General features: G+C 36.6%; 19 protein-coding genes and 1 riboswitch. Of the genes, 2 read left to right on the forward strand and 17 right to left on the reverse strand.

Translation table 11 applies throughout. The features are described 5' to 3' along the window. Nucleotides 1-36: 36 nt before the first annotated feature. From NSS71_RS12220 to gerE, 4 genes are all read right to left on the reverse strand, one after another. Entirely contained in the window at nt 37-1104 is a 1068-nt protein-coding gene (locus tag NSS71_RS12220) for a GerMN domain-containing protein (protein WP_047943548.1), read from the reverse strand. 174 nt (nt 1105-1278) lie between these two features. Beyond that, complete coding sequence (racE, locus tag NSS71_RS12225; RefSeq protein WP_047943547.1) at nt 1279-2076, reverse strand: glutamate racemase; 798 nt, start codon at nt 2074-2076, stop codon at nt 1279-1281. A gap of 9 nt (nt 2077-2085) precedes the next feature. Further along, a complete protein-coding gene (locus NSS71_RS12230) occupies nt 2086-2544 on the reverse strand; it encodes a MarR family winged helix-turn-helix transcriptional regulator (RefSeq protein WP_047943546.1) in 459 nt (152 codons plus the stop codon). 248 nt (nt 2545-2792) lie between these two features. Continuing rightward, entirely contained in the window at nt 2793-3017 is a 225-nt protein-coding gene (gerE, locus tag NSS71_RS12235) for a spore germination transcription factor GerE (protein WP_016201768.1), read from the reverse strand. A 345-nt stretch (nt 3018-3362) separates the two neighbouring features. Here gerE and NSS71_RS12240 point away from each other — a divergent pair, with 345 nt between their 5' ends. Beyond that, nucleotides 3363-4511 (forward strand): hypothetical protein, encoded by a 1149-nt coding sequence (locus tag NSS71_RS12240; protein WP_341151735.1) that lies wholly within the window; start codon nt 3363-3365, stop codon nt 4509-4511. 35 nt (nt 4512-4546) lie between these two features. On the opposite strand, the gene sdhB is transcribed toward NSS71_RS12240, so the two are convergent. Genes sdhB through NSS71_RS12255 form a run of 3 tightly spaced genes read right to left on the reverse strand, consistent with a single transcriptional unit; the run spans nt 4547 to nt 7726 of the window. Next, nucleotides 4547-5305, reverse strand: a complete 759-nt coding sequence (sdhB, locus tag NSS71_RS12245; protein WP_047941933.1) for a succinate dehydrogenase iron-sulfur subunit — start codon at nt 5303-5305, stop codon at nt 4547-4549. Between the two features lies 1 nt (nt 5306). After that, nucleotides 5307-7070: a succinate dehydrogenase flavoprotein subunit gene (gene sdhA, locus NSS71_RS12250; protein WP_047941932.1), complete on the reverse strand. Its 1764-nt coding sequence runs from the start codon at nt 7068-7070 to the stop codon at nt 5307-5309. A 47-nt stretch (nt 7071-7117) separates the two neighbouring features. Beyond that, nucleotides 7118-7726, reverse strand: a complete 609-nt coding sequence (locus NSS71_RS12255) for a succinate dehydrogenase cytochrome b558 subunit (protein WP_047941930.1) — start codon at nt 7724-7726, stop codon at nt 7118-7120. Nucleotides 7727-8313: 587 nt separating this feature from the next. On the opposite strand from NSS71_RS12255, the gene NSS71_RS12260 reads away from it, so the two are divergent. Further along, the gene (locus tag NSS71_RS12260; RefSeq protein WP_047941929.1) at nt 8314-8775 is read left to right on the forward strand and encodes a YslB family protein; all 462 of its coding nucleotides are present in this window, start codon (nt 8314-8316) and stop codon (nt 8773-8775) included. Nucleotides 8776-8851: 76 nt separating this feature from the next. Here NSS71_RS12260 and NSS71_RS12265 read toward each other — a convergent pair whose 3' ends face one another. From NSS71_RS12265 to NSS71_RS12310, 10 genes are all read right to left on the reverse strand, one after another. Next, nucleotides 8852-10081 (reverse strand): aspartate kinase, encoded by a 1230-nt coding sequence (locus NSS71_RS12265; protein WP_144580429.1) that lies wholly within the window; start codon nt 10079-10081, stop codon nt 8852-8854. Nucleotides 10082-10250: 169 nt separating this feature from the next. Then, a riboswitch (Lysine riboswitch) is annotated at nt 10251-10433 on the reverse strand. 60 nt (nt 10434-10493) lie between these two features. Further along, nucleotides 10494-12266, reverse strand: coding sequence for an excinuclease ABC subunit UvrC (uvrC, locus tag NSS71_RS12270; protein ID WP_341151736.1), 1773 nt, complete (start codon nt 12264-12266; stop codon nt 10494-10496). Between the two features lie 301 nt (nt 12267-12567). Then, entirely contained in the window at nt 12568-12882 is a 315-nt protein-coding gene (gene trxA / locus NSS71_RS12275) for a thioredoxin (RefSeq protein WP_047941926.1), read from the reverse strand. 131 nt (nt 12883-13013) lie between these two features. After that, nucleotides 13014-13973 (reverse strand): electron transfer flavoprotein subunit alpha/FixB family protein, encoded by a 960-nt coding sequence (locus NSS71_RS12280; RefSeq protein WP_047941924.1) that lies wholly within the window; start codon nt 13971-13973, stop codon nt 13014-13016. A gap of 13 nt (nt 13974-13986) precedes the next feature. Beyond that, nucleotides 13987-14745: an electron transfer flavoprotein subunit beta/FixA family protein gene (locus NSS71_RS12285; protein ID WP_141232338.1), complete on the reverse strand. Its 759-nt coding sequence runs from the start codon at nt 14743-14745 to the stop codon at nt 13987-13989. Next, nucleotides 14726-16408 carry a long-chain-fatty-acid--CoA ligase gene (locus NSS71_RS12290; protein WP_047941923.1) on the reverse strand — a complete coding sequence of 561 codons (1683 nt, stop codon included), beginning with the start codon at nt 16406-16408 and terminating at the stop codon, nt 14726-14728. The genes NSS71_RS12285 and NSS71_RS12290 overlap by 20 nt, the downstream gene beginning before the upstream one ends. A gap of 224 nt (nt 16409-16632) precedes the next feature. Continuing rightward, nucleotides 16633-17040, reverse strand: coding sequence for a DUF350 domain-containing protein (locus NSS71_RS12295; RefSeq protein ID WP_047941922.1), 408 nt, complete (start codon nt 17038-17040; stop codon nt 16633-16635). Nucleotides 17041-17078: 38 nt separating this feature from the next. Continuing rightward, nucleotides 17079-19430 (reverse strand): endonuclease MutS2, encoded by a 2352-nt coding sequence (locus NSS71_RS12300; RefSeq protein WP_047941921.1) that lies wholly within the window; start codon nt 19428-19430, stop codon nt 17079-17081. A 188-nt stretch (nt 19431-19618) separates the two neighbouring features. Further along, a complete protein-coding gene (gene polX / locus NSS71_RS12305; RefSeq protein ID WP_047941919.1) occupies nt 19619-21334 on the reverse strand; it encodes a DNA polymerase/3'-5' exonuclease PolX in 1716 nt (571 codons plus the stop codon). Between the two features lie 148 nt (nt 21335-21482). After that, entirely contained in the window at nt 21483-22025 is a 543-nt protein-coding gene (locus tag NSS71_RS12310; protein ID WP_047942150.1) for a CvpA family protein, read from the reverse strand. Between the last annotated feature and the right edge of the window lie 5 nt (nt 22026-22030).

Genomic DNA, 22030 nt, shown 5'->3' on the forward strand with positions numbered 1-22030 from the left:
GAATATAACCATTCTCATCCCCTTTACCCATTAATATTAGAAGCTGCCAGTATTTACATTTTCTGGACGAGTCACTGGTTTAGTTAAGCTTTCCCCTTCTGCGTTCACTAAATCTGCTTCTCCATTCACAGTAACAGCAACACTTTCAATGCCTTCTTGCTCTGTTAAGGATAATACTAATGAATTTAATACTTCATCAGCCAGTACCTTTTCTTCTCCATTTAAGCCACTAGAATATATATTCTCGTTAAAGTTTAACGTAACCTTGCCATCTTCTACAATTGGATCATCCAACAGCTTTACGTCATTAGGTAATAAACTTGTTAGTGCTGCTGCTCCGCCCATACCAGGTCCTTCTATTAGCTCTCCTACTGCAGCAGCGACATTATTTTCTTCGCCATTGCTAATACGCTTCGTTACTGGCACATAATAATAGGAGTCCAACTCTCCGCCAATATAATAAACAGTCAATGGTCTTGTGTTTGTAATGTCTGTGACATCATCTGTATTAATGTTGATGCCATCAGCTCTTGTTAATGCACCTTGAATTGGCGTTTTATTTACAGGCATCTCTGTCAGCTCATGACCATTTAACGAAAGTTTCACACTATCAATGGAATCAAATTGTGTCAATGTCCATGTAATGGATTGCAGGATTTTCTCTTCATCTTTAGCCTCGTATTCTTTGAATTCCTTAGAAAAATCTACAGTAGCCACTTTATCTTTATCTACATTAATACTTATTTTTGTATCTTGAGGAATTACTGCTTGGAAATCATTTGGCAGCAATTCAGAAACTTTCCCACCCTTAACTAAATATTCCAGGCTTTCTTTTGCAATCGAATTCGTTTTTGGCAGGTTTAAAGTTTGAGGAACAACATACCCGTTTTTATCCATTAAGTATAATTCAACTGGCATTGAATCCTCTTTCGCAACTTCACCTGTCGTTTCCTTGTCCGCCTCCTTTTTAACTGCATCCTCTTCATACGAAGTAGTTTGCGGTGGATCGACTTTTTCTTTATCTCCTAACAAGCTACAACCAGAGATCAACACAGATGATATGATAACCGCTGAAACAATGGTCAATTTGTTATTCTTAGACATCTTCATCACTCCTAAGACAGTTTGTACTAATATATATACGAGCCTATATTTTTTTTAGACCGTCTTTAGGATATTTTTTTCAAAAAAAAGACTGTCTCCCTATTTTCATTGCAAAATGTCTAGATAGAAAATCGTCTAAACATGATGTAATGAGACAGAAGGCAGTCTTCTTTATTATGTTAATTTAACTGTTTCAACAGCATGTATTTCTTGATTCAGCCAATTGGACGCGATGCGGGCAAACATCTCTTTTGATCCAGTTGTATAAAAATAATGTTCTACTTGATTCTCTTCAGAAGCAAGTTCATCATGATGGTTGAGAATAGTACTAACTTCGCGGGCAGTTTCTGCTCCAGAACTAATTACCTTAACCTTTTTTCCCATCTCTTCCTGTATAACTTTTGCTAACAAAGGATAATGGGTACAGCCAAGAATTAGAGTATCTATCTCTTTATTCTTTAATGGCCACAGCGTTTCTTTCACAATTTTCCTTGCGACTGGTCCATCATATTCGCCGCTCTCCACTAAAGGGACAAATTTCGGGCATGCTAAACTAACTGTTCTAACTCGATTATTAATCTTCTTTAGTGCTGTTTCATATGCCCGACTTCGAACAGTACCTATTGTTCCAATCATGCCTATATAATTATTTTTCGTTACCTTTATTGCTGTCCGTGCACCTGGAACGATTACGCCAATCACCGGAATAGACAGCTGTTCGCGTATCTCCTCTAGTGCGACCGCAGTAGCTGTATTACAGGCAATCACAAGCATCTTTATATTTTTCTTCAACAGGAACCTAGTCATTTCCCATGTAAATTTCTTCACTTCTTCTCCCGTTCTTGGGCCATATGGACATCTTGCCGTATCCCCTAAGTAAACGATATTTTCAAAAGGAAGCTGGCGCATTATCTCCTTTGCAACTGTTAATCCACCAACCCCAGAATCTATAACCCCTATTGCTCTTTCCAAAAAACCGCCTCATTTTTCTCGCATTACTTGATGTAACCGCATAAAATTTTTCTTTAATTCTTCAATATCTTTCGTTGAGTACTCATTTAATACCTCTTGAAGATAGCCCTGACGCTTCTTGATAACTTCGTCAATTAATCTTTTTCCTTCTTCTAGCATATGAATACGAACCACACGTCGATCATTGGGATCCTTCACTCTTTGGACTAACTGATTTTTTTCCATTCGATCAACTAAATCTGTCGTAGTACTAAACGCAAGGAACATTTTATTAGATAATTCCCCAATCGTCATATCTCCTTCTTCAAATAGCCATTGTAAGGCCACAAATTGAGGAGGAGTCATCGTATAATTACTTAAAATCTCTCTCCCCTTTTGTTTGATAATACCAGATATGTAGCGCATATCCTTTTCGATTGTAGCTATATTCTCTAAGTATTCCTTTACATCTTTCTCTTCAGTCATCATGATTACAACTCCCATATATAAATATACAAATATAATGAATATCCGACAATTTTCTATAAATCAGTACCTTTAATTATAATCTACAATTCTCCCCTCGTAAATGTATAAGGTGAAAAGTTAATGTCCATGTAAAAATTGCCGAATAAAGCCATGATTCCACTACTTATTCACATTAAAAAGAAGATGACCCATATAAGCGGGGTAAGGAGTGGAATTTCCTGCCTGCTTATACATGATCATCTTCTTTATTATAGTTCTAGTTCTCCCATTCTAAGGAGTTCTACAACAGCCTGTGAACGCCCCTTCACGCCCAGCTTCTGCATAGCATTAGAAATATGATTTCGAACTGTTTTTTCGCTTATGAATAAATCACTCGCGATTTCCTTAGTCGTTTTATCTTGGACTAACAGCTCAAATACTTCTCTTTCTCTTTTGGTTAATAATGGCTTGTGAGTAAATTCATTCTCCTTCAAGTAGTGTAACCCTCCTTGCCTTTGCCAGCTATGAACTTTGGGATGGGTATAGTTATAGTCTGAATATATTATGTAGGATGACACCTTGGAGTGACTGGATTTAAGCAAATTAGGAAAGGTTTTTTCGGTTTTTCATCATTAGTACTCCATTTCCATCATTTGACTATAATTTTACGTACTTATGAACTTTCAACACACGAATTTTCAGGATGAAATAGTCAAAATGTAGTACGTGCAATTATAATCACTTTTTCCAAACTTTCTAAAAAACCGTGTTATAATTTAAACAATGAACCTTGGTATCGTAGTAAATTTCTGTTATCAAAGAAAGTTTTGGTGATATAGATGGACTTTAACATTGAATTATTGACAAATTTACATAAAAAAATTCTTCAGGATATGTATTTTGATTATGAAGAGAACAGTACTCCATATATTGATATGGTAACGATTATGGGGAGTCTATTTTACTTTGAACAACAAACGAAAAAGGCGCGAAAAAATAATCACTTAATTGTACCTGTTTTCAATTTAAGTCTCTGGGAAAAAAATAACGATGTCTTAAAAGAGCTAATAGATTGGATAATGGATGAACCAGTTTATCTGAATTTCCAGCAAAATGAAGCAGCGCTGTTGGCTCCATCATTTTTCCTTCCAAATAATCAGGAAGTAACATTGTTTTTGGATGATATGGCATCACTTGTGGGTGTTGCGAAAAATAAATTCCCAGATCTGCCCATCGCCTCAGACTACATTCGACTTAAAAACATGAACAATGAACAGAGTAAACAGGAAAAACTAGCTGCTTTTTTGCGCAGTAATGTTTCAGATTCTGGAGAGATCATTCATTTAGGTTCGGCGATTTGCAAGAAGGTCAGAAGAAAACGATCAGCCGCAAGCATATGCTTGCTTGTATCGATTGCAGCAGCAAAAACATATTTTAACGGGAAAGGCAATGTATATGTCTATCAAAATAGCAAAATTAATAAGGACATTTCTATCGATGGGAATGTACTGCTTAAAGCTACTCATCCAAAAACATTTAATTTATTAAATGCTCTTTATTCCGGTTTGGAGCTTGATTTGACTATCCAAACGCCTATCTTACATCGCCCCTTCTATCGTGTGATCAATGAGATGCCTAAAGAATATAAGCTGCAAATAAAAAACACGGCAGAGTGTCTCCGGATGAGAGGAGATGGGTATATATCAGCGAAAGTACCATGCGGAATTTGTCTGCCATGCTTGCAAAGAAAAATGGCCTTAGCGGCCAGTAATAATGAAGTATATGATACATTATACCAGTATGATTACGGGCAAAAGACTGCTGATATAAAAAATGAGGAAGATAAACGTATCTTAACAGAGAATCTGCAAGCCCTGGAAGATGCCATTGAATATCTAGAGACAAATGTTAGTAGACTAGCTAGCGAGGAACAAACAATAGCAGAGGAATTCATGTTCACTTATCATCAATTTAAGGAAAAATATTAACACAAGAAAGACCACCTTAACTGGTGGTCTTTTGTTTAATGATCACTTCCAAAGAACTCTTTAAATGCTTGGAACGTTGTTTCTCGGTTTAAGGCTGCAATCGATGTTGTCAGTGGAATGCCTTTTGGACAGGACTGCACACAGTTTTGAGAGTTACCGCAGTTAGCTAGTCCGCCATCTCCCATTATCTCATGCAGTCTTTCCTCTTTATTCATCTCTCCTGTTGGATGTGAATTAAAGAGACGAACTTGAGAAAGCGGTGCTGGTCCAATGAAATTAGATTTACTATTTACATTCGGGCAAGCTTCTAAGCAGACTCCACATGTCATACATTTCGATAGCTCATATGCCCACTGGCGTTTTTTCTCTGGCATTCTTGGCCCAGGTCCTAAATCATATGTGCCATCAATTGGTATCCATGCTTTAACTTTCTTTAAGCTGTCAAACATGCGGCTTCGATCGACTTGCAGATCGCGCACCACAGGGAATGTTCTCATTGGCTCTAGACGAATCGGCTGTTCTAATTGATCAATAAGCGCTGTACAGGATTGGCGTGGTTTACCATTGATGACCATAGAACAGGCTCCGCAAACTTCTTCCAAACAGTTCATATCCCAAGCAACTGGAGAAGTTTTTTTTCCGTCGCTTGTAACTGGATTTCTGCGAATCTCCATTAATGCAGAAATAATGTTCATATTAGGACGATAAGGCAAAGTAAATTCTTCTACATAAGATGGTGAATTAGGGTCATCTTGTCTTTCAATTTGTAATGTTACTGTTTTTTGCTCCCCCATTTTATTTCACTCCCTCTTTTTGCTTTGAATAATCTCTTTTTCTCGGTTTAATTAAGGAGGTATCTACTTCTTGGTAATGGAAATCTGGTGCCTCATTTGCGCCCACAAATTTAGCCATTGTTGTTTTTAAGAAATCTTCATCATTTCTTTCTGGAAATTCTGGTTTATAATGTGCTCCACGGCTTTCATTTCGGTTATATGCACCGAGGGTAATCACACGTGCTAGCTGAAGCATATTTTCTAATTGACGCGTAAATACGCCTCCTTGGTTAGACCATTTTGCTGTATCATTGATATTAATATTTTTATAACGCTCTAACAGCTCTTGAATCTTGTCATCTGTTGCCAGCAGCTTATCGTTGTAACGAACTACTGTAACGTTATCTGTCATCCATTCCCCTAACTCTTTATGAAGCACATAGGCATTTTCTGTTCCATCCATTTTCAAAATACCCTGCCATTTAGCTTCTTCTGCTTTAATAGCGGAATCATATATGGATGATGATAAATCTTCTGCGCTTTTGCTTAATCCGCTTATATATTTAACCGCATTCGGACCTACTACCATGCCGCCATAAATTGCTGAAAGCAAGCTGTTGGCACCTAAGCGGTTTGCTCCATGCTGTGAATAATCACATTCACCAGCAGCAAATAAGCCTGGAATATTTGTCATTTGATCGTAATCTACCCACAATCCACCCATGGAGTAATGAACAGCAGGGAAAATTTTCATCGGAAGTTTACGAGGATCTTCACCAGTGAATTTTTCGTAAATCTCGATAATGCCGCCCAGTTTAATATCAAGCTCTTTTGGATTTTTATGGGATAAATCTAAATACACCATGTTTTCTCCATTGATGCCGAGCTTTTGATCGACACATACATGGAAAATCTCGCGTGTGGCAATATCCCTTGGCACAAGGTTTCCATAAGCTGGGTATTTTTCTTCTAAGAAATACCATGGCTTTCCATCTTTATACGTCCAGATACGACCGCCTTCTCCACGAGCTGATTCACTCATTAAACGTAATTTATCATCACCAGGTATTGCAGTTGGATGGATTTGAATAAATTCACCATTTGCATAATAAGCTCCTTGCTGATAAACAACAGATGCTGCTGAACCAGTATTTATAATGGAATTTGTGGATTTCCCAAAGATAATTCCAGGGCCGCCAGTTGCCATAATAACAGCGTCTGCAGGGAAGGACTTAATCTCCATTGTTTTTAAATCCTGTGCCTTAATTCCTCTGCATACCCCTTCATCATCTGTGATAATTCCAAGGAACTCCCAGCCTTCATATTTCACGACAAGCCCGTCGACTTCGTATCTTCTTACTTGCTCATCCAATGCGTATAGAAGCTGTTGTCCTGTAGTTGCACCTGCAAAAGCGGTTCTGTGATACTGTGTTCCTCCAAAACGGCGGAAGTCCAGTAATCCTTCCGGTGTACGATTAAACATAACTCCCATTCGGTCCATCAAGTGGATAATGCCCGGGGCTGCCTCCGCCATTGCTTTAACCGGTGGCTGGTTTGCTAAGAAGTCACCGCCATAAACCGTATCATCAAAATGCTCCCATGGAGAATCTCCTTCTCCCTTTGTATTCACCGCTCCATTGATCCCGCCTTGAGCACAAACAGAATGTGATCTTTTTACAGGCACAAGGGAAAATAATTCTAAAGGAGTCCCTGTCTCTGCTACTTTGATTGCTGCCATTAATCCTGCTAAACCACCGCCAACGATGATCACTTTCCCTTTCTTCATAACAAACGTTCACTCCTTCATCTATTGCTCTACTAATCTAGTATTTATTAAACAAACGCGAAGATTGCTCGTACACCTACAATTGATAATGCAACAAATATTCCTAGCGTTACATATGTATTAATTCGTTGAGACTTTGGCGAAACAGTAATTCCCCAGCTTACACAGAATGACCATAAACCATTTGAGAAGTGGAAGATCGTGGAGATTACACCCACTAAATAAAATGCAAGCATCCAAGGATTTGCTAAATTTTCACTCATCATGTCATAATTTACTTCTTGGCCTAATTGAGCTGCTACTCTTGTTTCCCAAACATGCCAAACGATAAAAATTAACGTAATGATCCCTGTCACTCTTTGGATATAGAACATCCAATTTCGAAAGAAACTATAATTTTTTGTATTATTTTTGGCTGTAAACGCAATATAAATTCCATAAATTGCATGATACAAAATCGGTAAAAATATTACAAAAATTTCAAGAAAATACCGAAAAGGTAAATGCTCCATAAAGCCAGCTGCCTTGTTAAAAGCTTCTGGACCTCTAGTTGCAAAGTGATTGACAACTAAATGTTGGATTAAAAATACACCTACTGGGATCACTCCTAATAACGAGTGAAGCCTTCTGAATAAAAACTCTCGATTTGCTGCCATAAAATTCCCCCCTAATTGATGACATACTCCCATTGCCCATAAAGCGATAACATAACCAAAAATTCTTACAATTTAGTGACAATTTAATTGTACTCTTAAAAAAAAATGCGGTCAAGAAAACGGATACATTAAATAAATTTTCTTTCGCTTTTTTTCTATCTATATGTCCAAAAAAAGGAAAAATTTCCTCTTTTCTCTTCTTCGCATAAATTTAACATACAAATCAAATAATAGAATCAATGCAAAGGACATGAACAAATATTGATTTTATCGTTATGAAAGCAAAACTTTTTCCTTTAAAAGGAAAAGATATTTTAAAACATAATTTAAAAAATCGCTTATTTTCAAATAGATTTTTCCCGTTTTTTAGTCACCCTAATTCAAAAATCGTTCCCTTTTCTTATGATTTTTTTCCGTTTTTACAGTATACTATTTAGACAATATATTTTATTCTATTTTATTTGGATTCCGTACTTTTGGCATAACCAATGTATGGAAATATTGCAAATGCCAAAATGATTACTTTTATGAAGAGACTATCTTGTAATTATGTAAATATAATAGAATCATAGAAAGAGGAGAGCATATTGAGTGATTTAACATCCTTAGAAGAAAAAACACAGGTGGAGTCAGATCCCCTTACTGTTCCCGCATATGGATATGAATTAATTCGAGAGATACTTATCCCCGAATTATTAGGCCGGGATACGCCTGATCTGTTATATTGGGCCGGTAAACGTATTGCCCGATTATTTCCTTTAAATGCTGTAGAAGAAGCGTACGCTTTTTTTCAAAAAGTCGGATGGGGAAATTTAGAAGTAGTTAAGCAAACAAAAAATGAAATTATCTATCAATTATCCAGCGAGCTGATTGAAAAAAGATTAAAGGAAAAAGGGAAATGCACCTTTCAATTAGAAGCAGGTTATTTAGCTCAACAATATGAACAGACAAAAAAGGTTATTGCTGAAGCCTTTGAAGATCCAAAAAGAAAAGAAAAAAAAGTAACCATAACGGTTCGCTGGGATAGTAAAGATCCTATAGAAGAGTAAAAAGAACTCTAAAGGAGAGAAGAATTTTAATAGTCTTCCTTCCTTTGGAGTCTTTTTTGCTTCTACTAATCATTTCTTATGCATGCACAGGCAATTTGCTTAATTCAAATGCATCGTGAAGAATTTCTACAGCTTTCACCATCTTCTCTTTCTCAATTACTGTTGATACTTTAATTTCGGATGTGCTTACCATTTTAATAATAATTTTTTCTTGTGATAATACTTTAAACATATCTGCTGCAACACCAGGATTTGAAATCATTCCAGAACCGACTATCGATACTTTTGCCAATCCTTGTTCAGAAGTTACTTTATCGTATCCTAATTCCGCTTTATTTTCTTCTAGCACATTCAATGTTTCTTCTAAGTCACTATCTTTTATCGAAAAAGATAAGTTTGTCAGCTGGTCATTTGTTAAGCTTTGAATAATAATATCGACATTTATATGATGGGACGCAAGGGTGGTGAAAATAGTAGAGAGACTTGTTAAGGGATTTCTTAAGCCAAATACCGTCACACTCGTAATATTGTCCTCAAATGCCACTCCGCGTACAACTAAATTTTGTTCCATGGAAACTTCCTCCTCGATGATTGTTCCTTCTTCTTGTTCCATACTTGAGCGAACCACTAATGGTACTTGATAGTTTTTTGCATATTCTACTGCTCTTGGATGTAGGACTCCTGCCCCTAAATTAGCTAATTCCAACATTTCATCATAAGAAATCGCTAATAGTTTTCGTGCACTTTTCACAAAACGAGGGTCGGTTGTAAAAACGCCTGTTACATCTGTGTAAATATCACATTTATCTGCTTTTAAAGCTGCTGCAATCGCAACCGCCGTTGTATCAGATCCACCACGTCCAAGTGTTGTTATATCCCCTGTGTCAGTCACTCCCTGAAATCCAGCAACTACTACTACTTTTCCTTGTTGTAGCTGTTCTTGTACTTTTTCTGTTTGTATCTTTACTATTCGCGCATTCCCATGAACATCCTCTGTTTCTATTCCTGCTTGCCAGCCAGTATAGGAAATGGCGTCTACTCCTTTTGCCTGTAAAGCCATAGATAGTAAGCTGATGGTAATTTGCTCTCCTGTGGATAGTAAGACATCCATTTCTCTTTTAGATGGCTTTGGATTTATTTCACTTGCAAGCGTTACAAGCGAATCGGTTGTTTTCCCCATAGCGGATACGACGACGACTACATCATTGCCACGATTTCTTTCTTCGATTACTCTTTCTGCTACATGAAGAATTCTTTCTGCACTGCCTACGGAAGTACCACCAAACTTTTGTACAACTAATCCCACTTCATTCCCTACCTTCTTGTAATCTTAGAGGTTTCTTTTTATTTCTCATTACTTTTCTTTATGTACTTTTTATTTCTCTTTGGCTATCTTAATGAATAAAAGACAAATAAAAAAAGCAATGAGAATATCTCATTGCCGTGCAGTTGAATATAATATATTTATGCACAAACAGTGAGATAGCTCTCCAAAACAGTTCCTTGTTTTGACAGTCTTACATTTATTCAATGCAAAACCAGCAAAGAAAGTCATGAGAACTTTCCTTACTTCGGCGATCTATCCCTTTCATAATTCTTCCCTGAAGCTCATTCTTCTCCGAATTATTACTCTTGAAGTTCGCACCTCTACCTTCACTTATTAAGTTATAAGTTGCCATCATTATAGCACAGTGGATTCATTCCGACAAATAAATTTTTTATTCCTTTAATTTAGCAAGTAATTGTTCAGCCACATTTGCGGGAATACCTGCTTCCACAAATTCTTCGATCGTAGCTTCTTTCATTTTCTTCACAGATCCAAAGGTTTTTAAAAGTAATTTTCTGCGCTTTTCTCCAATTCCAGGAATGTCATCCAATAAAGACTGAAAAGCATTCTTCCCTCTTAATTGACGATGAAACGTAATTGCAAAGCGGTGAACTTCGTCTTGGACTCTTTGTAATAAATAGAATTCCTGACTATTTCGCTCAAGCGGGATAATCTCCAATGGATTTCCGAATAGTAGTTGAGAAGTGCGGTGCTTATCATCCTTTACTAAGCCAGCAACTGGAATATCTAAGCTTAATTCATCGAGTAGAACTTCTCTAACTGCTTCAAGATGCCCTTTTCCACCATCAATTAATAGTAAATCTGGAAGTGGCAGCCCTTCTTTTAAAACGCGCTGATATCTTCTTCGAACTACTTCCCGCATGGATTCATAATCATCTGGTCCTTTTACCGATTTGATTTTATACTTGCGGTATTCTCGTTTCGCTGGTTTTCCATCGATAAAGACAATCATCGCTGAAACCGGATTCGTCCCTTGAATATTACTGTTATCAAATGCTTCAATCCGCAGAGGTGTGTAAATCCCCATTTGTCTGCCTAGGTTTTCCACTGCTTTTATCGTACGCTCCTCATCACGTTCGATTAATGCAAACTTCTCTGTTAAAGCATTCTTCGCATTTTTATTAGCTAATAATACAAGTTCCTTTTTTTGCCCCCTCTGTGGCTTTATCACTTTTACTTTTAATAATTCTTCGACAATATCTCCTTGGATCTCGTCTGGAAGATAAATTTCCTTTGGTTTAAAATGATTGGCTTTCTCATAAAACTGACCTAGATATGTTAGCATTTCCTCTTCAGGCTCTTGATAAATTGGAAACGTACTTACGTCGCGTTCAATTAACTTTCCTTGACGAACAAAAAATACTTGAACACACATCCAGCCTTTATCATAGGAATAGCCAAAAATATCTCTGTCTACTAAATCCGTCATCATCATTTTTTGCTTTTCCATTGTTGCTTCGATATGAGCGATTTGGTCGCGGTATTCCTTGGCGCGCTCAAAGTCTAATTCTTCTGATGCTGCCATCATTTTTTCAGATAGTTCTTTTTTAATATCTTTATATCCACCATTTAAGAACTTGGTGATATCATCAGTCATCTTCTTGTATTCTTGTTCGGTAACCTCATTTACACAAGGAGCTAAACATTGTCCTAAATGATAATATAAACAAACTCTATCTGGCAGCACATTGCACTTACGTAAAGGGTAAATACGATCAAGAAGTTTTTTCGTTTCATTTGCTGCTTGGACGTTTGGATATGGGCCAAAGTACTTGCCCTTATCTTTCTTTACATTTCGAGTTGTAATCAGCCTTGGATGCCTTTCAGCCGTCAATTTAATAAATGGATAGCTTTTATCATCCTTCAGCATAATATTATATTTTGGATCATGCTTCTTAATTAAATTTATTTCTAATATTAATGCTTCAATATTGGAAGAGGTTATGATGTATTCAAAATCTTCAATTTCATTGACTAGTCTTAATGTCTTACCATCATGAGAGCCTGTAAAGTAGGAGCGAACTCGATTTTTTAATACCTTTGCTTTTCCTACATAAATAATGGTACCTTGTCGGTCCTTCATCAAATAACATCCAGGCTGATCAGGTAAGATCATTAATTTATTTTTAATGATGTCGTTCACAATTTTCCCTCCCAGCTCACAAACCTTATAAACGAACATATATACTATCTTCTCTAATTATAGAGAATTTCATCGATTCATCAAGGAAAAAGTATGGAATGGGAATATTTTAGGGAAAACGGTTTATGCTTACATGAAGAATTAGGATTTTATTGCGATGTAATGTTGATAACTTGATCTGCTTTTATCGGATTATTCTTATGCTTCACTTTTATACCACAAGTTTATTTTCTCCATCAAAAAACCTGCAGACACTAGGAGTGTCTACAGGTCTTTCTCTTTCAAAAAAAGAAAGAGTTCATTAAACATGTTTAGCTAATAGTTCAGAAAGAGCTTCTTTTGGTTGGAATCCAACTACTTTATCTACTACTTCACCGTCTTTAAGAACAAGTAAAGTTGGGATGCTCATTACGCCAAATTTAGATGCTGATCCTTGGTTTTCGTCTACATCTACTTTAACGATTTTTACGCTATCTCCCATTTCGCCGTCAAGTTCTTCAAGAACTGGAGCGATCATTTTACAAGGTCCGCACCATGGTGCCCAGAAATCTACTAATACTACACCTGAACCTGTTTCTTCTTGGAATGTTTGATCTGTTGCATGTGTAATGGCCATTTATAATTTGCCTCCTTATTTGATAAACTAACAATATCGAAAGTATACCATGGTTTCTTTGATGATACTAATAATATGTTTCAAATATCATTTTCCCCTACTATCAGCTAATACATTCACCTATAATTAGATCATTCCCATTCTTTTAATAAAGAAGGTATTATTTCAAAAATATCTCCCACAATCCCATAATCAGCTACTTCAAAAATTGGAGCATTTGGATCTTTATTAATAGCAATAATGGTTTTGGCAGACGTAACGCCAACAAGATGTTGAATAGCCCCTGAAATTCCGCAGGCGATGTATATATCTGGAGCCACGGTTTTTCCTGTCTGTCCAAGCTGAATGGAAGCATCACATACTCCTAATTCTACTGCACCTCTGGAAACACCGACTGTTCCTCCAAGAGTGTCAGCTAATTTCTTCACTAGTGCAAATCCCTCTTCATTTTGAATACCTCTTCCAGCGCCCACGATAATTTTTGCATCCACTAAGCCAGCTGCCTTTTCTCTTTTTTGTTCGAGTCCAATTAAAGTAGCTACTGGCTTATCGATATTTACTTTCAAAGAATGGACAGCTGGTTTTGTTTTCTCCTTCTTTGGGAGAGGCTTCCATTTTTTAGGCTTTATTGTTATAAGAAAAGAAGAACCTTCCACTTCTGTTCGTTCCGTTAATTTACCAGAATAAGCAGACCGAGTTATAGACAGTTTGTTATCATGAAGGACAAAACTCTCTATATTTGAAAGTAAGGGTAGATTCCATTTCTCACTTAAATACGGGAAGATGGATCTGCCGATATCATTGTGTCCACATAAAAGAATAGAGGGTTCAAGTTGTTCCCAAACAGATAAGAGGGCTTTTATATATGATTCATTCGAAAATCTAGCTAACAAAGGGTGTTCCACGATAATGATTTGATCGACATCCGTTTCATTCCATTCAGATGCGTTCGTTCTCATATCCTCTCCCATTAGCAAGAGAATTGTTTCTGCCTCCGTTTTTAATTCCTTTGCTGCTGAAATACACTCAAGGGTAATGGAGGCAATTTTTCCTTCTTGATGTTCTCCCACCACAACGATTTTTCCCTTCATATTAACTCCTCCATTACAATGACTTTAATAATTTGGATAAGGAAGCAACTTGATCTTTTATTTCCCCTTGCAACATCATTTTTTTACGATTTAATTGTGGATATGAATAGTGGCTGAGCGTTTTTGCGTGGTTTTCCTTTACCTGGATAAATCGAAAAGGCTTCTTTTTTGCTTTCATGATCCCAGCAAGTGATGGCAATCTTGGAACGTGTAAACTTTGTGGAATGGTAGCTAAAAAAGGAAACGGAACTTGATATGTTTCGATGTCTCCATCTGCATTTCTTTTAATTTTTGCATGTTTTTCCTCTTGTTCGATTCGAATTGCTTTCACAAAGTAGGGAATATCTAATAAAGCAGCAACCCTAGGACCTACTTGACTTGTTGCTCCATCTGTAGAAAAATCTCCTGCTAATAGAACATCGTAGTCTATATTTTGCAAATATTCTTGTATCTTTTTAGCTATATGAGCTGGATGATCTTCATCAGGATTAGATTCTATTAAAACAGCTTGATCTGCTCCCATAGCTAAAGCTGTTCTCAATTGCTTTTCTCCTTCTTTTTTACTTACCATCAGCACCGTTATATGCCCACCATATTTTTCTTTTAATTGTAGGGCTTCTTCTAAACTTATCGCATCTGGTGGATTGATGATAAACTCTTTTTCCTCTACCAGTACTTGTTCTTCTTCAAGTACGAGGGTAGCCTCAGGAGAAACGGTTCTCGATAATAAAACCACAATCTGCAATGATTCATTACTCATTTTCTTCTTCACTTTCTTTCTTCAATTGTCTTCTTAATACTTTTCCTACTGCTGTTTTCGGAAGTTCTTCTCTAAATTCATAAATACGAGGTACTTTAAAAGATGCCAATTTCCTACGCATAAACTGATTCAGTTCTTCTTCTGTAACCGTCATTCCTTCGCGCAATACAATAAATGCTTTCACTGTCTCTCCCCTATAAGGATCCTTCACTCCCACAACTGATGCTTCCATGACAGCTGGGTGCTCATACAAAACTTCTTCAATTTCACGAGGATAGATATTAAAGCCGCCTGCAATGATAATGTCCTTTTTCCGATCGACGATATAAAAATACCCTTTCTCATCCATATATGCGATATCACCAGTTAGTAACCAGCCATCTTTTAAAACCTTATTGGTTTCTTCATCATTGTTCCAATATCCTTTCATCACTTGCGGCCCCTTAATTGCAAGCTCCCCAACTTCTCCCACTGGCAATATTTCACCTGACTCTAATGAAAAAATAGCTGCATCAGTCCCTGGCCAAGGAACACCAATACTTCCTTTTACAATTTCATTGTCCCAAAGAAAATTCACGTGGGTAACAGGAGATGTTTCCGTTAATCCATAGCCCTCTACTATTTTCCCGCCTGTCTTTTCCTCAAATTTCTCAATAACCTCAACTGGTAATGGAGCAGAACCACTAATCGCTCCTTTAATCGAGGAAAGATCGTATTGGCTTATGTCTGGATGATTCATTAAACCAATGTAGATAGTAGGTGCTCCTGGAAAGACAGTTGGCTTTTGTTTATGGATTGTTTTTAACAAACCACTCGCATCAAATTTCGGAACAAGAATCATTTTATATACTTCCATTACTGATAATACAAGAACTGTCATAAGTCCATACACATGAAATAATGGCATGACGGCAAGCATTTTTTCTTTTCCCTTTTCCATCTTATATAGCCATTGTCTGCACATAGAAGTATTGGCTACTAAATTTTGATGGGTGAGAATAACTCCCTTTGGAAAACCTGTCGTTCCGCCAGTGTATTGTAGAATCGCTATATCTTCTTCAAAATTTATCGGTACTTCCTTTAGGACTGATTCTTTGGACTTTAATGTTTGGGTATATAGATGAGTAGAGTTTGATGATGTAATTGTTGGAGGTTTTCCTTGCTCTTTCGCTTGAATGAATGGATAGACAATATTTTTGGGAAATGGGAGATAATCTTTAATAGATGTAACAATAATATGTTCAAGATCTGTTTGCTTCATTACTCTTTCCACTCTGTTGTAGAGCATATCTAATGTTATAATTACTTTCGCCCCTGAATCTTTCATAATAAATTCTATTTCTCGCTCTTGATAAAGCGGATTTACTGGTACAGCAATAGCTCCCGCCTGCAAGATTGCATAGAAACTAATAACTGTTTGTGGAATATTCGGCAGCATTACTGCAACCCTGTCCCCTTTTTTTACACCTAAGTGCTGCAAATATGCTGCAAATTGCAATGTTTTCTTATAAAGTGTTTTAAACGTCATTTCTTTTCCCATAAAATGAATAGCTTTATGTTTTGGATACTCATTTGCCGCGTATTTTAATAATTGTGGGAGAGTATCTGCACGATAATAAACATTTTTGGCAATTTGATCAGGATAAAGTTTTAACCATCTTTTCTCTGTTTCCAACACAATTCCTCCATTTAATTCTATTGTTGTACTAGCTTATTATATGGAGGAACATATTCATTGGATTATGTATAAGCCTACTTTCCCCTTAATTGACACAATTCCGCATAAAAAACAGCCTTTTTAAATGTAACTAAAAAAGCCAAACAATCATGCGAATGTGATTTGTTTGGCTTTTTAGCTGGAATTTTTATGTCCTAGCTCCCTTTAAAATACTATATTTATTAAGAGATACCTGCCCCAATTACAAAAGATAAACCAACAGAAATAATCATAGAAATAAAGCCGACTGCTCGATTATCATTTTTTATTTCATCGTCAATATTAAATTTAGGGGTTAAAAATTCAAAGATGAAATAACCAATTAACAATAGGACAAAACCATATACACCCCAGATAATCATTTTCAGTAAAGAATCATTTTGCATAATCGAATGGCTGAAAACATTCGCTATTCCAAAGATTTTCCCGCCTGTCGCCATCGCAACTGCTAGATTCCCATTTTTTATTTCATCCCAATTATTATATTTTGTTACAAGTTCAAATATAGCTAAAAATACAACAAGGCTTAAAATAACAACACTATAATCGCCGGCCGTTTTTACATATTCATTTTCCCAAAATTGTGCCATAAGGTTTCTCCTCTACCTTTATTCTCCCAAAAGAAAGTTTATTTAAATTCGACAACCGTTACACCACTGCCGCCTTCTCCTGCTTCTCCAAAACGAATCCTTTTTACAGCCCGATGATTTTTCAAATACTCTTGAACACCTGAACGAAGGGCTCCTGTTCCTTTTCCATGAATAATGGAGACTCGTGGATAGCCAGCAAGCAGACTATCATCTATATACTTTTCTACTCGAGCAAGAGCATTTTCGAATCTCTCGCCACGTAAATCTAACTCCAAGCTAACGTGATAATCCTTTCCTTTTATCGTGGTTAGTGGTTTTGTTTCTACCACCTTTGGTGCTTTGATGAATTCAAGATCTTTTTCTTTGACCTTCATTTTCATAATACCAATTTGGACTTGCCATTCTTTATCGGAAACTTTTTCTAGTAATTGTCCTTTTTGATTAAAGGTTAGAACCTTTACTTCATCGCCAGGCTGATAAACATGGTTCGTCTTCGACGCAGCTGGTTGTTTTTGTCTTTCTATTTGTGGTGTTGCATCCTCTAAACGTTTTCTTGCATCAATTAGTTCATGTTCTTTTACTTCTGCTCGTTTTTCGAGCTGCATTTTTCGTAAATCGCCAATAACAGCTTCGGCCTCTTTTTTAGCATTTTCGATAATTTCTTTCGCTTCTCTTTTTGCTTTTTCTTGCAGTGTTTCTTTCTTCTCGTAATATTCCATTACTTGTTTCTGTAAATCACGATGTAGCATTTCCGCTTGTTTTAATAAATCTTTCGCTTCTTCATGCTCTCTTTCCGCTTGCTTACGACTATTCTCCAGGGAGGCAATCATATTCTCGATTTTATTGCTATCCTCGCTTACATGTGACCGAGCTGTATTAATCACATCTTCCTTTAAGCCCAACCGCTTACTAATTTCAAAGGCATTACTTCTTCCCGGTACTCCAATAAGTAATCGATATGTCGGGCTTAATGTTTCAATATCAAATTCCACACTTGCATTTACAACGCCTTCGCGATTATATCCATAAGCCTTTAACTCTGGATAATGAGTAGTCGCAATAACTCTTGCTCCGCGTTTGTTTACTTCATCGAGAATCGAAATAGCTAGAGCTGCTCCTTCTTGAGGATCTGTTCCAGCTCCTAACTCATCAAATAAAACAAGACTTTCATGATCTACTTTTTCAAGAATACTAACAATATTAACCATATGGGAAGAGAACGTACTTAAAGACTGTTCAATGGATTGTTCATCCCCTATATCTGCGTATACAGATTTAAAAACGCCCATTTCCGAACCGTCTAATACTGGAATCTGCAGGCCTGCTTGTGCCATTAAAGTACATAGACCTACTGTTTTTAAAGTTACTGTTTTACCGCCCGTATTTGGTCCGGTAATAACGATAGATGTATAGGAATCCCCAAGAATAATATCATTCGCCACCACAACCTCTGGCGGTATAAGTGGATGCTTCGCTTTAAGCAGAACAATCTTTCCTTCATTATTAATTTTTGGTTTGGATGCTTTTAACCGATGAGCATATTTTGCTTTTGTAAACATAAAATCAATTTCTGCTAATACAGTGACAATATGCAATAGCTCTTCTTCATATTGTGCTACGAGTGCCGTTAATTGCGTTAAGATACGATCAATTTCTTGTTGTTCTTTGACCCGAATAGCTTGAAGTTCATTATTTAGTGTCACTACAGACTGTGGTTCAATAAAGAGGGTTTGCCCAGAGGCACTTTGATCATGAACAATCCCCCCATAATTGCCTCGATATTCTTGCTTAACCGGGATAACATACCGATCATTTCTGATTGTAATAATACTGTCAGACAGCATTTTTTGGGCACTTGAAGAACGAATCATACTTTCTAGTTTCTCTCGTACTTTTGATTCATTTCTACGCAGCTGATTTCTTAATGTTCTAAGGGCATCACTTGCACTATCCATCACTGCACCTTGTTCATCAATAGCCATCTTGATTTCTTCTTCTACTTCGACAAGCACCATGATACTGTCTGTTAAAGTAAACAGTATCGGAATAGGCTCTTCTTCATGAAATTCTTCAATAAATCGTTTCATTTGTCTACTAGCATGAACGGTACTGGCAATCTGATTTAATTCAGCTGGACTAAGCATACCGCCAATAGAGGATCTTTTCACATGGGCGCGGATATCATAGATTCCATCAAGAGGGATGGATCCACGCATGCGATATACCTTAGCAGCTTCATCTGTTTCTTCTTGCCAGCTTACAACTTCATTATAATCAGTAGATGGAACTAATTCCTCCACTTTATTTCTTCCCAATGAAGAAGATGCATGCTCGATTAATTGATCTTTAATTTTATCAAATTCTAACGTTTTAAATACTCTTTCCTGCATGGAGTAATCTCCTTTGCTATCCCCATTTCGGGTTTAATCATATTTTTTATTGGTTCTTCTGACTTTTAGAGCGTTCTTTTCCATTAAGCTATCCCTTTTCAACAGAGAGAATGCTTTTCACGTCATGACTTGGACGGAGGCGAAAACAGCTATACCTTGCAGATTCCCCCATTCTCATCCAAGCATACTTAATTACCTTTATATAAGAAGGCTAATAATTCCTCTTTGGACATAGCATTCAATACAGTAGATTTTTTTATCCAGCCCTTTTTCGCGGTGGATACTCCGATGGCCATATTATTAAGCTCATGCTTATAATGAGCATCTGTATTTATGACAATCTTTACGCCAGCATCCTGTGCCATTTTGACATGTGCTGCATTTAAATCTAAGCGGTTAGGATTACTATTCAATTCCAAGACAGTATTCGTTTCTTTCGCTAATTGAATGAGCATTTCCATGTCAACATCATAACCATCTCTTTTGCCAATTTTCCTACCAGTTGGGTGTGCAATGATATCAACATATTTGTTTTCCATGGCAGCTTTTAATCTATTCATTATCTTATCTTTCGATTGTGAAAAAGCAGAATGGATAGAGGCAATCACAATATCTAATTCTTTCAATAATTCATCATCATAATCTAGTGTGCCATCTGGTAATATATCCATCTCAGCACCAGCTAAAATAGTTATATCTTCATATTTAGCATTTAACCTTTTAATTTCTTTTATTTGCTTTCTCACTCTATCTGGTGTTAATCCATTGGCAACCTTTAAATATTGAGAATGGTCTGTAATAGCCATGTATTGATAGCCTAATTTTCGATTTGCTTCTATCATTTCTTCTAATGTATGTGCACCATCGCTTGCAGTGGTATGCATATGCAAATCTCCTTTAATATCTTCCAAGGAAATAAGCTCACTATCATCTGAATAATTTTCTACCTCTTTTCCATCTTCTCTTATTTCAGGAGGAATAAAGGGCAGTTCGAAATAATGATAAAACGCTTCTTCTGTCTTAAAGGTTTTTATTTCGCCTGTTTCATTATTTTCAACGCCATACTCGCTTATTTTTTCTCCGCGTTCCTTAGCTAGCTGTCTCATTCGCACATTATGTTCTTTTGAACCTGTGAAATGATGTAAGGTTGTTGCAAATTCCTCTGGTTTCACTAACCGAAAGTCGATAGAAACGTCATAATCCAGCCCTAGTATTACACTAACTTTTGTCAATCCTGCTCCTATTACTTCTTTTATAGACGGAAGCTGAAGCAATTGCTCTTTCACCTGATCAGGAGCATTTGTGGCGACAATAAAATCTAAATCTTTAATCGTCTCCCTAACTCTTCTTAAACTTCCGGCTCTAGAGTATTGCACAACCCCTTCCATCTTAGCTAGTTGTTCCTCAATGGAGACTGCTATCGGAATCATAAATGCAATTGGCAGTCGCTCTGGGCGAGATCCGGCATTTTGAAGGGCTTCCATAATTTTTTCTTCTGTCTTTTTGCCAAAACCTTTTAATGCTTGCACTTCTCCTTTTAAGCATGCATTTTTTAAATCCTCTGCATTTTCGACAGACAACTCTTTATATAATTTTGCGATTTTTTTCCCACCGAGACCTGGCAGCTGCAGCAATGGTATTAATCCTTTTGGAACTTCGTCTTTTAACTCTTGTAAAACAGACGACTTGCCTTCTTTTAGATATTCTTCTATAACAGCAGCTGTTCCCTTTCCTATTCCCGGCAGTTCCGTTAGATCGGTTATGTCGGTTAAGTTCAATTCACTTGTTTCAATCGTATTGGCCGCTTTTCGAAAGGCAGAGATTTTAAATGGATTTTCTCCTTTCAGCTCCATATATATCGCAATTTGCTCTAATAATCGAATAATATCTTTATTTGTAATCATCCTTTATCACCCACATATGTAAAATAACTCTTCTTCTCATCTACCTATCATACCATGAACTATATAAATTCAATAATTATGTAGTACCTGTTTAAACTAAACAAAAAAACTCTCTAGCTACATATAAAGCTAGAAGAGTTTCCTCTTTCTATGAAGCCATATAATCAAACCATAAATCTTTTATTTTCTCTGAAAAATATGGAGTGTTTTCTATCATCCATGCGGCAACCGAGGATTCATTTAATTGAGCTTGAATAAAATCAACCGGGATTAAAATAGAAATAAATAATAGAAGGAATAATAGCAAATACGTTTCGACAAATCCTAGGACCGCTCCAGCCCATGTATTTAACTGTTTTAAGATTGGAATACTAGCAACAAAATCTATCATACTTCCAATAATTTGCCAAACGATTTTCACCACAAAAAATATCACAACAAAGGAGAACCCTCTGTAAAAGACGTCTTCTATATTTGCCGTTTGAATAAAAGATTGCAGCAAACTACTTTCTCCTATATTTGGATATGGAATCCATAGTGTTAATTTTTGCGATAGCGGGATGTAATATTTATTAGCAACAATAAACGCAACAATAAATCCTGTTAAGTGTATAATTTGCATAATAAATCCTCTTTTTAGTCCTCTAAGAAGACCAAAAAGCAGCAATATAACCAAAATAATATCTAACATGAACA

It is taken from the genome of Niallia sp. FSL W8-0951 (assembly GCF_038006525.1).
GTDB classification, from domain to species: Bacteria; Bacillota; Bacilli; order Bacillales; family Cytobacillaceae; genus Niallia; species Niallia circulans.

What these genes read in the sequence shown, in the direction of transcription:
- NSS71_RS12220 (WP_047943548.1), bottom strand. Translation starts at nt 1,104, where the DNA reads ATGTCTAAGAATAACAAATTGACCATTGTTTCAGCGGTTATCATATCA.
- NSS71_RS12230 (WP_047943546.1), bottom strand. Translation starts at nt 2,544, where the DNA reads ATGATGACTGAAGAGAAAGATGTAAAGGAATACTTAGAGAATATAGCT.
- NSS71_RS12240 (WP_341151735.1), top strand. Translation starts at nt 3,363, where the DNA reads ATGGACTTTAACATTGAATTATTGACAAATTTACATAAAAAAATTCTT.
- sdhB (WP_047941933.1), bottom strand. Translation starts at nt 5,305, where the DNA reads ATGGGGGAGCAAAAAACAGTAACATTACAAATTGAAAGACAAGATGAC.
- sdhA (WP_047941932.1), bottom strand. Translation starts at nt 7,070, where the DNA reads ATGAAGAAAGGGAAAGTGATCATCGTTGGCGGTGGTTTAGCAGGATTA.
- NSS71_RS12255 (WP_047941930.1), bottom strand. Translation starts at nt 7,726, where the DNA reads ATGGCAGCAAATCGAGAGTTTTTATTCAGAAGGCTTCACTCGTTATTA.
- trxA (WP_047941926.1), bottom strand. Translation starts at nt 12,882, where the DNA reads ATGGCCATTACACATGCAACAGATCAAACATTCCAAGAAGAAACAGGT.
- NSS71_RS12280 (WP_047941924.1), bottom strand. Translation starts at nt 13,973, where the DNA reads ATGAAGGGAAAAATCGTTGTGGTGGGAGAACATCAAGAAGGAAAAATT.
- NSS71_RS12295 (WP_047941922.1), bottom strand. Translation starts at nt 17,040, where the DNA reads ATGGCACAATTTTGGGAAAATGAATATGTAAAAACGGCCGGCGATTAT.
- NSS71_RS12300 (WP_047941921.1), bottom strand. Translation starts at nt 19,430, where the DNA reads ATGCAGGAAAGAGTATTTAAAACGTTAGAATTTGATAAAATTAAAGAT.
- polX (WP_047941919.1), bottom strand. Translation starts at nt 21,334, where the DNA reads ATGATTACAAATAAAGATATTATTCGATTATTAGAGCAAATTGCGATA.
- NSS71_RS12310 (WP_047942150.1), bottom strand. Translation starts at nt 22,025, where the DNA reads ATGTTAGATATTATTTTGGTTATATTGCTGCTTTTTGGTCTTCTTAGA.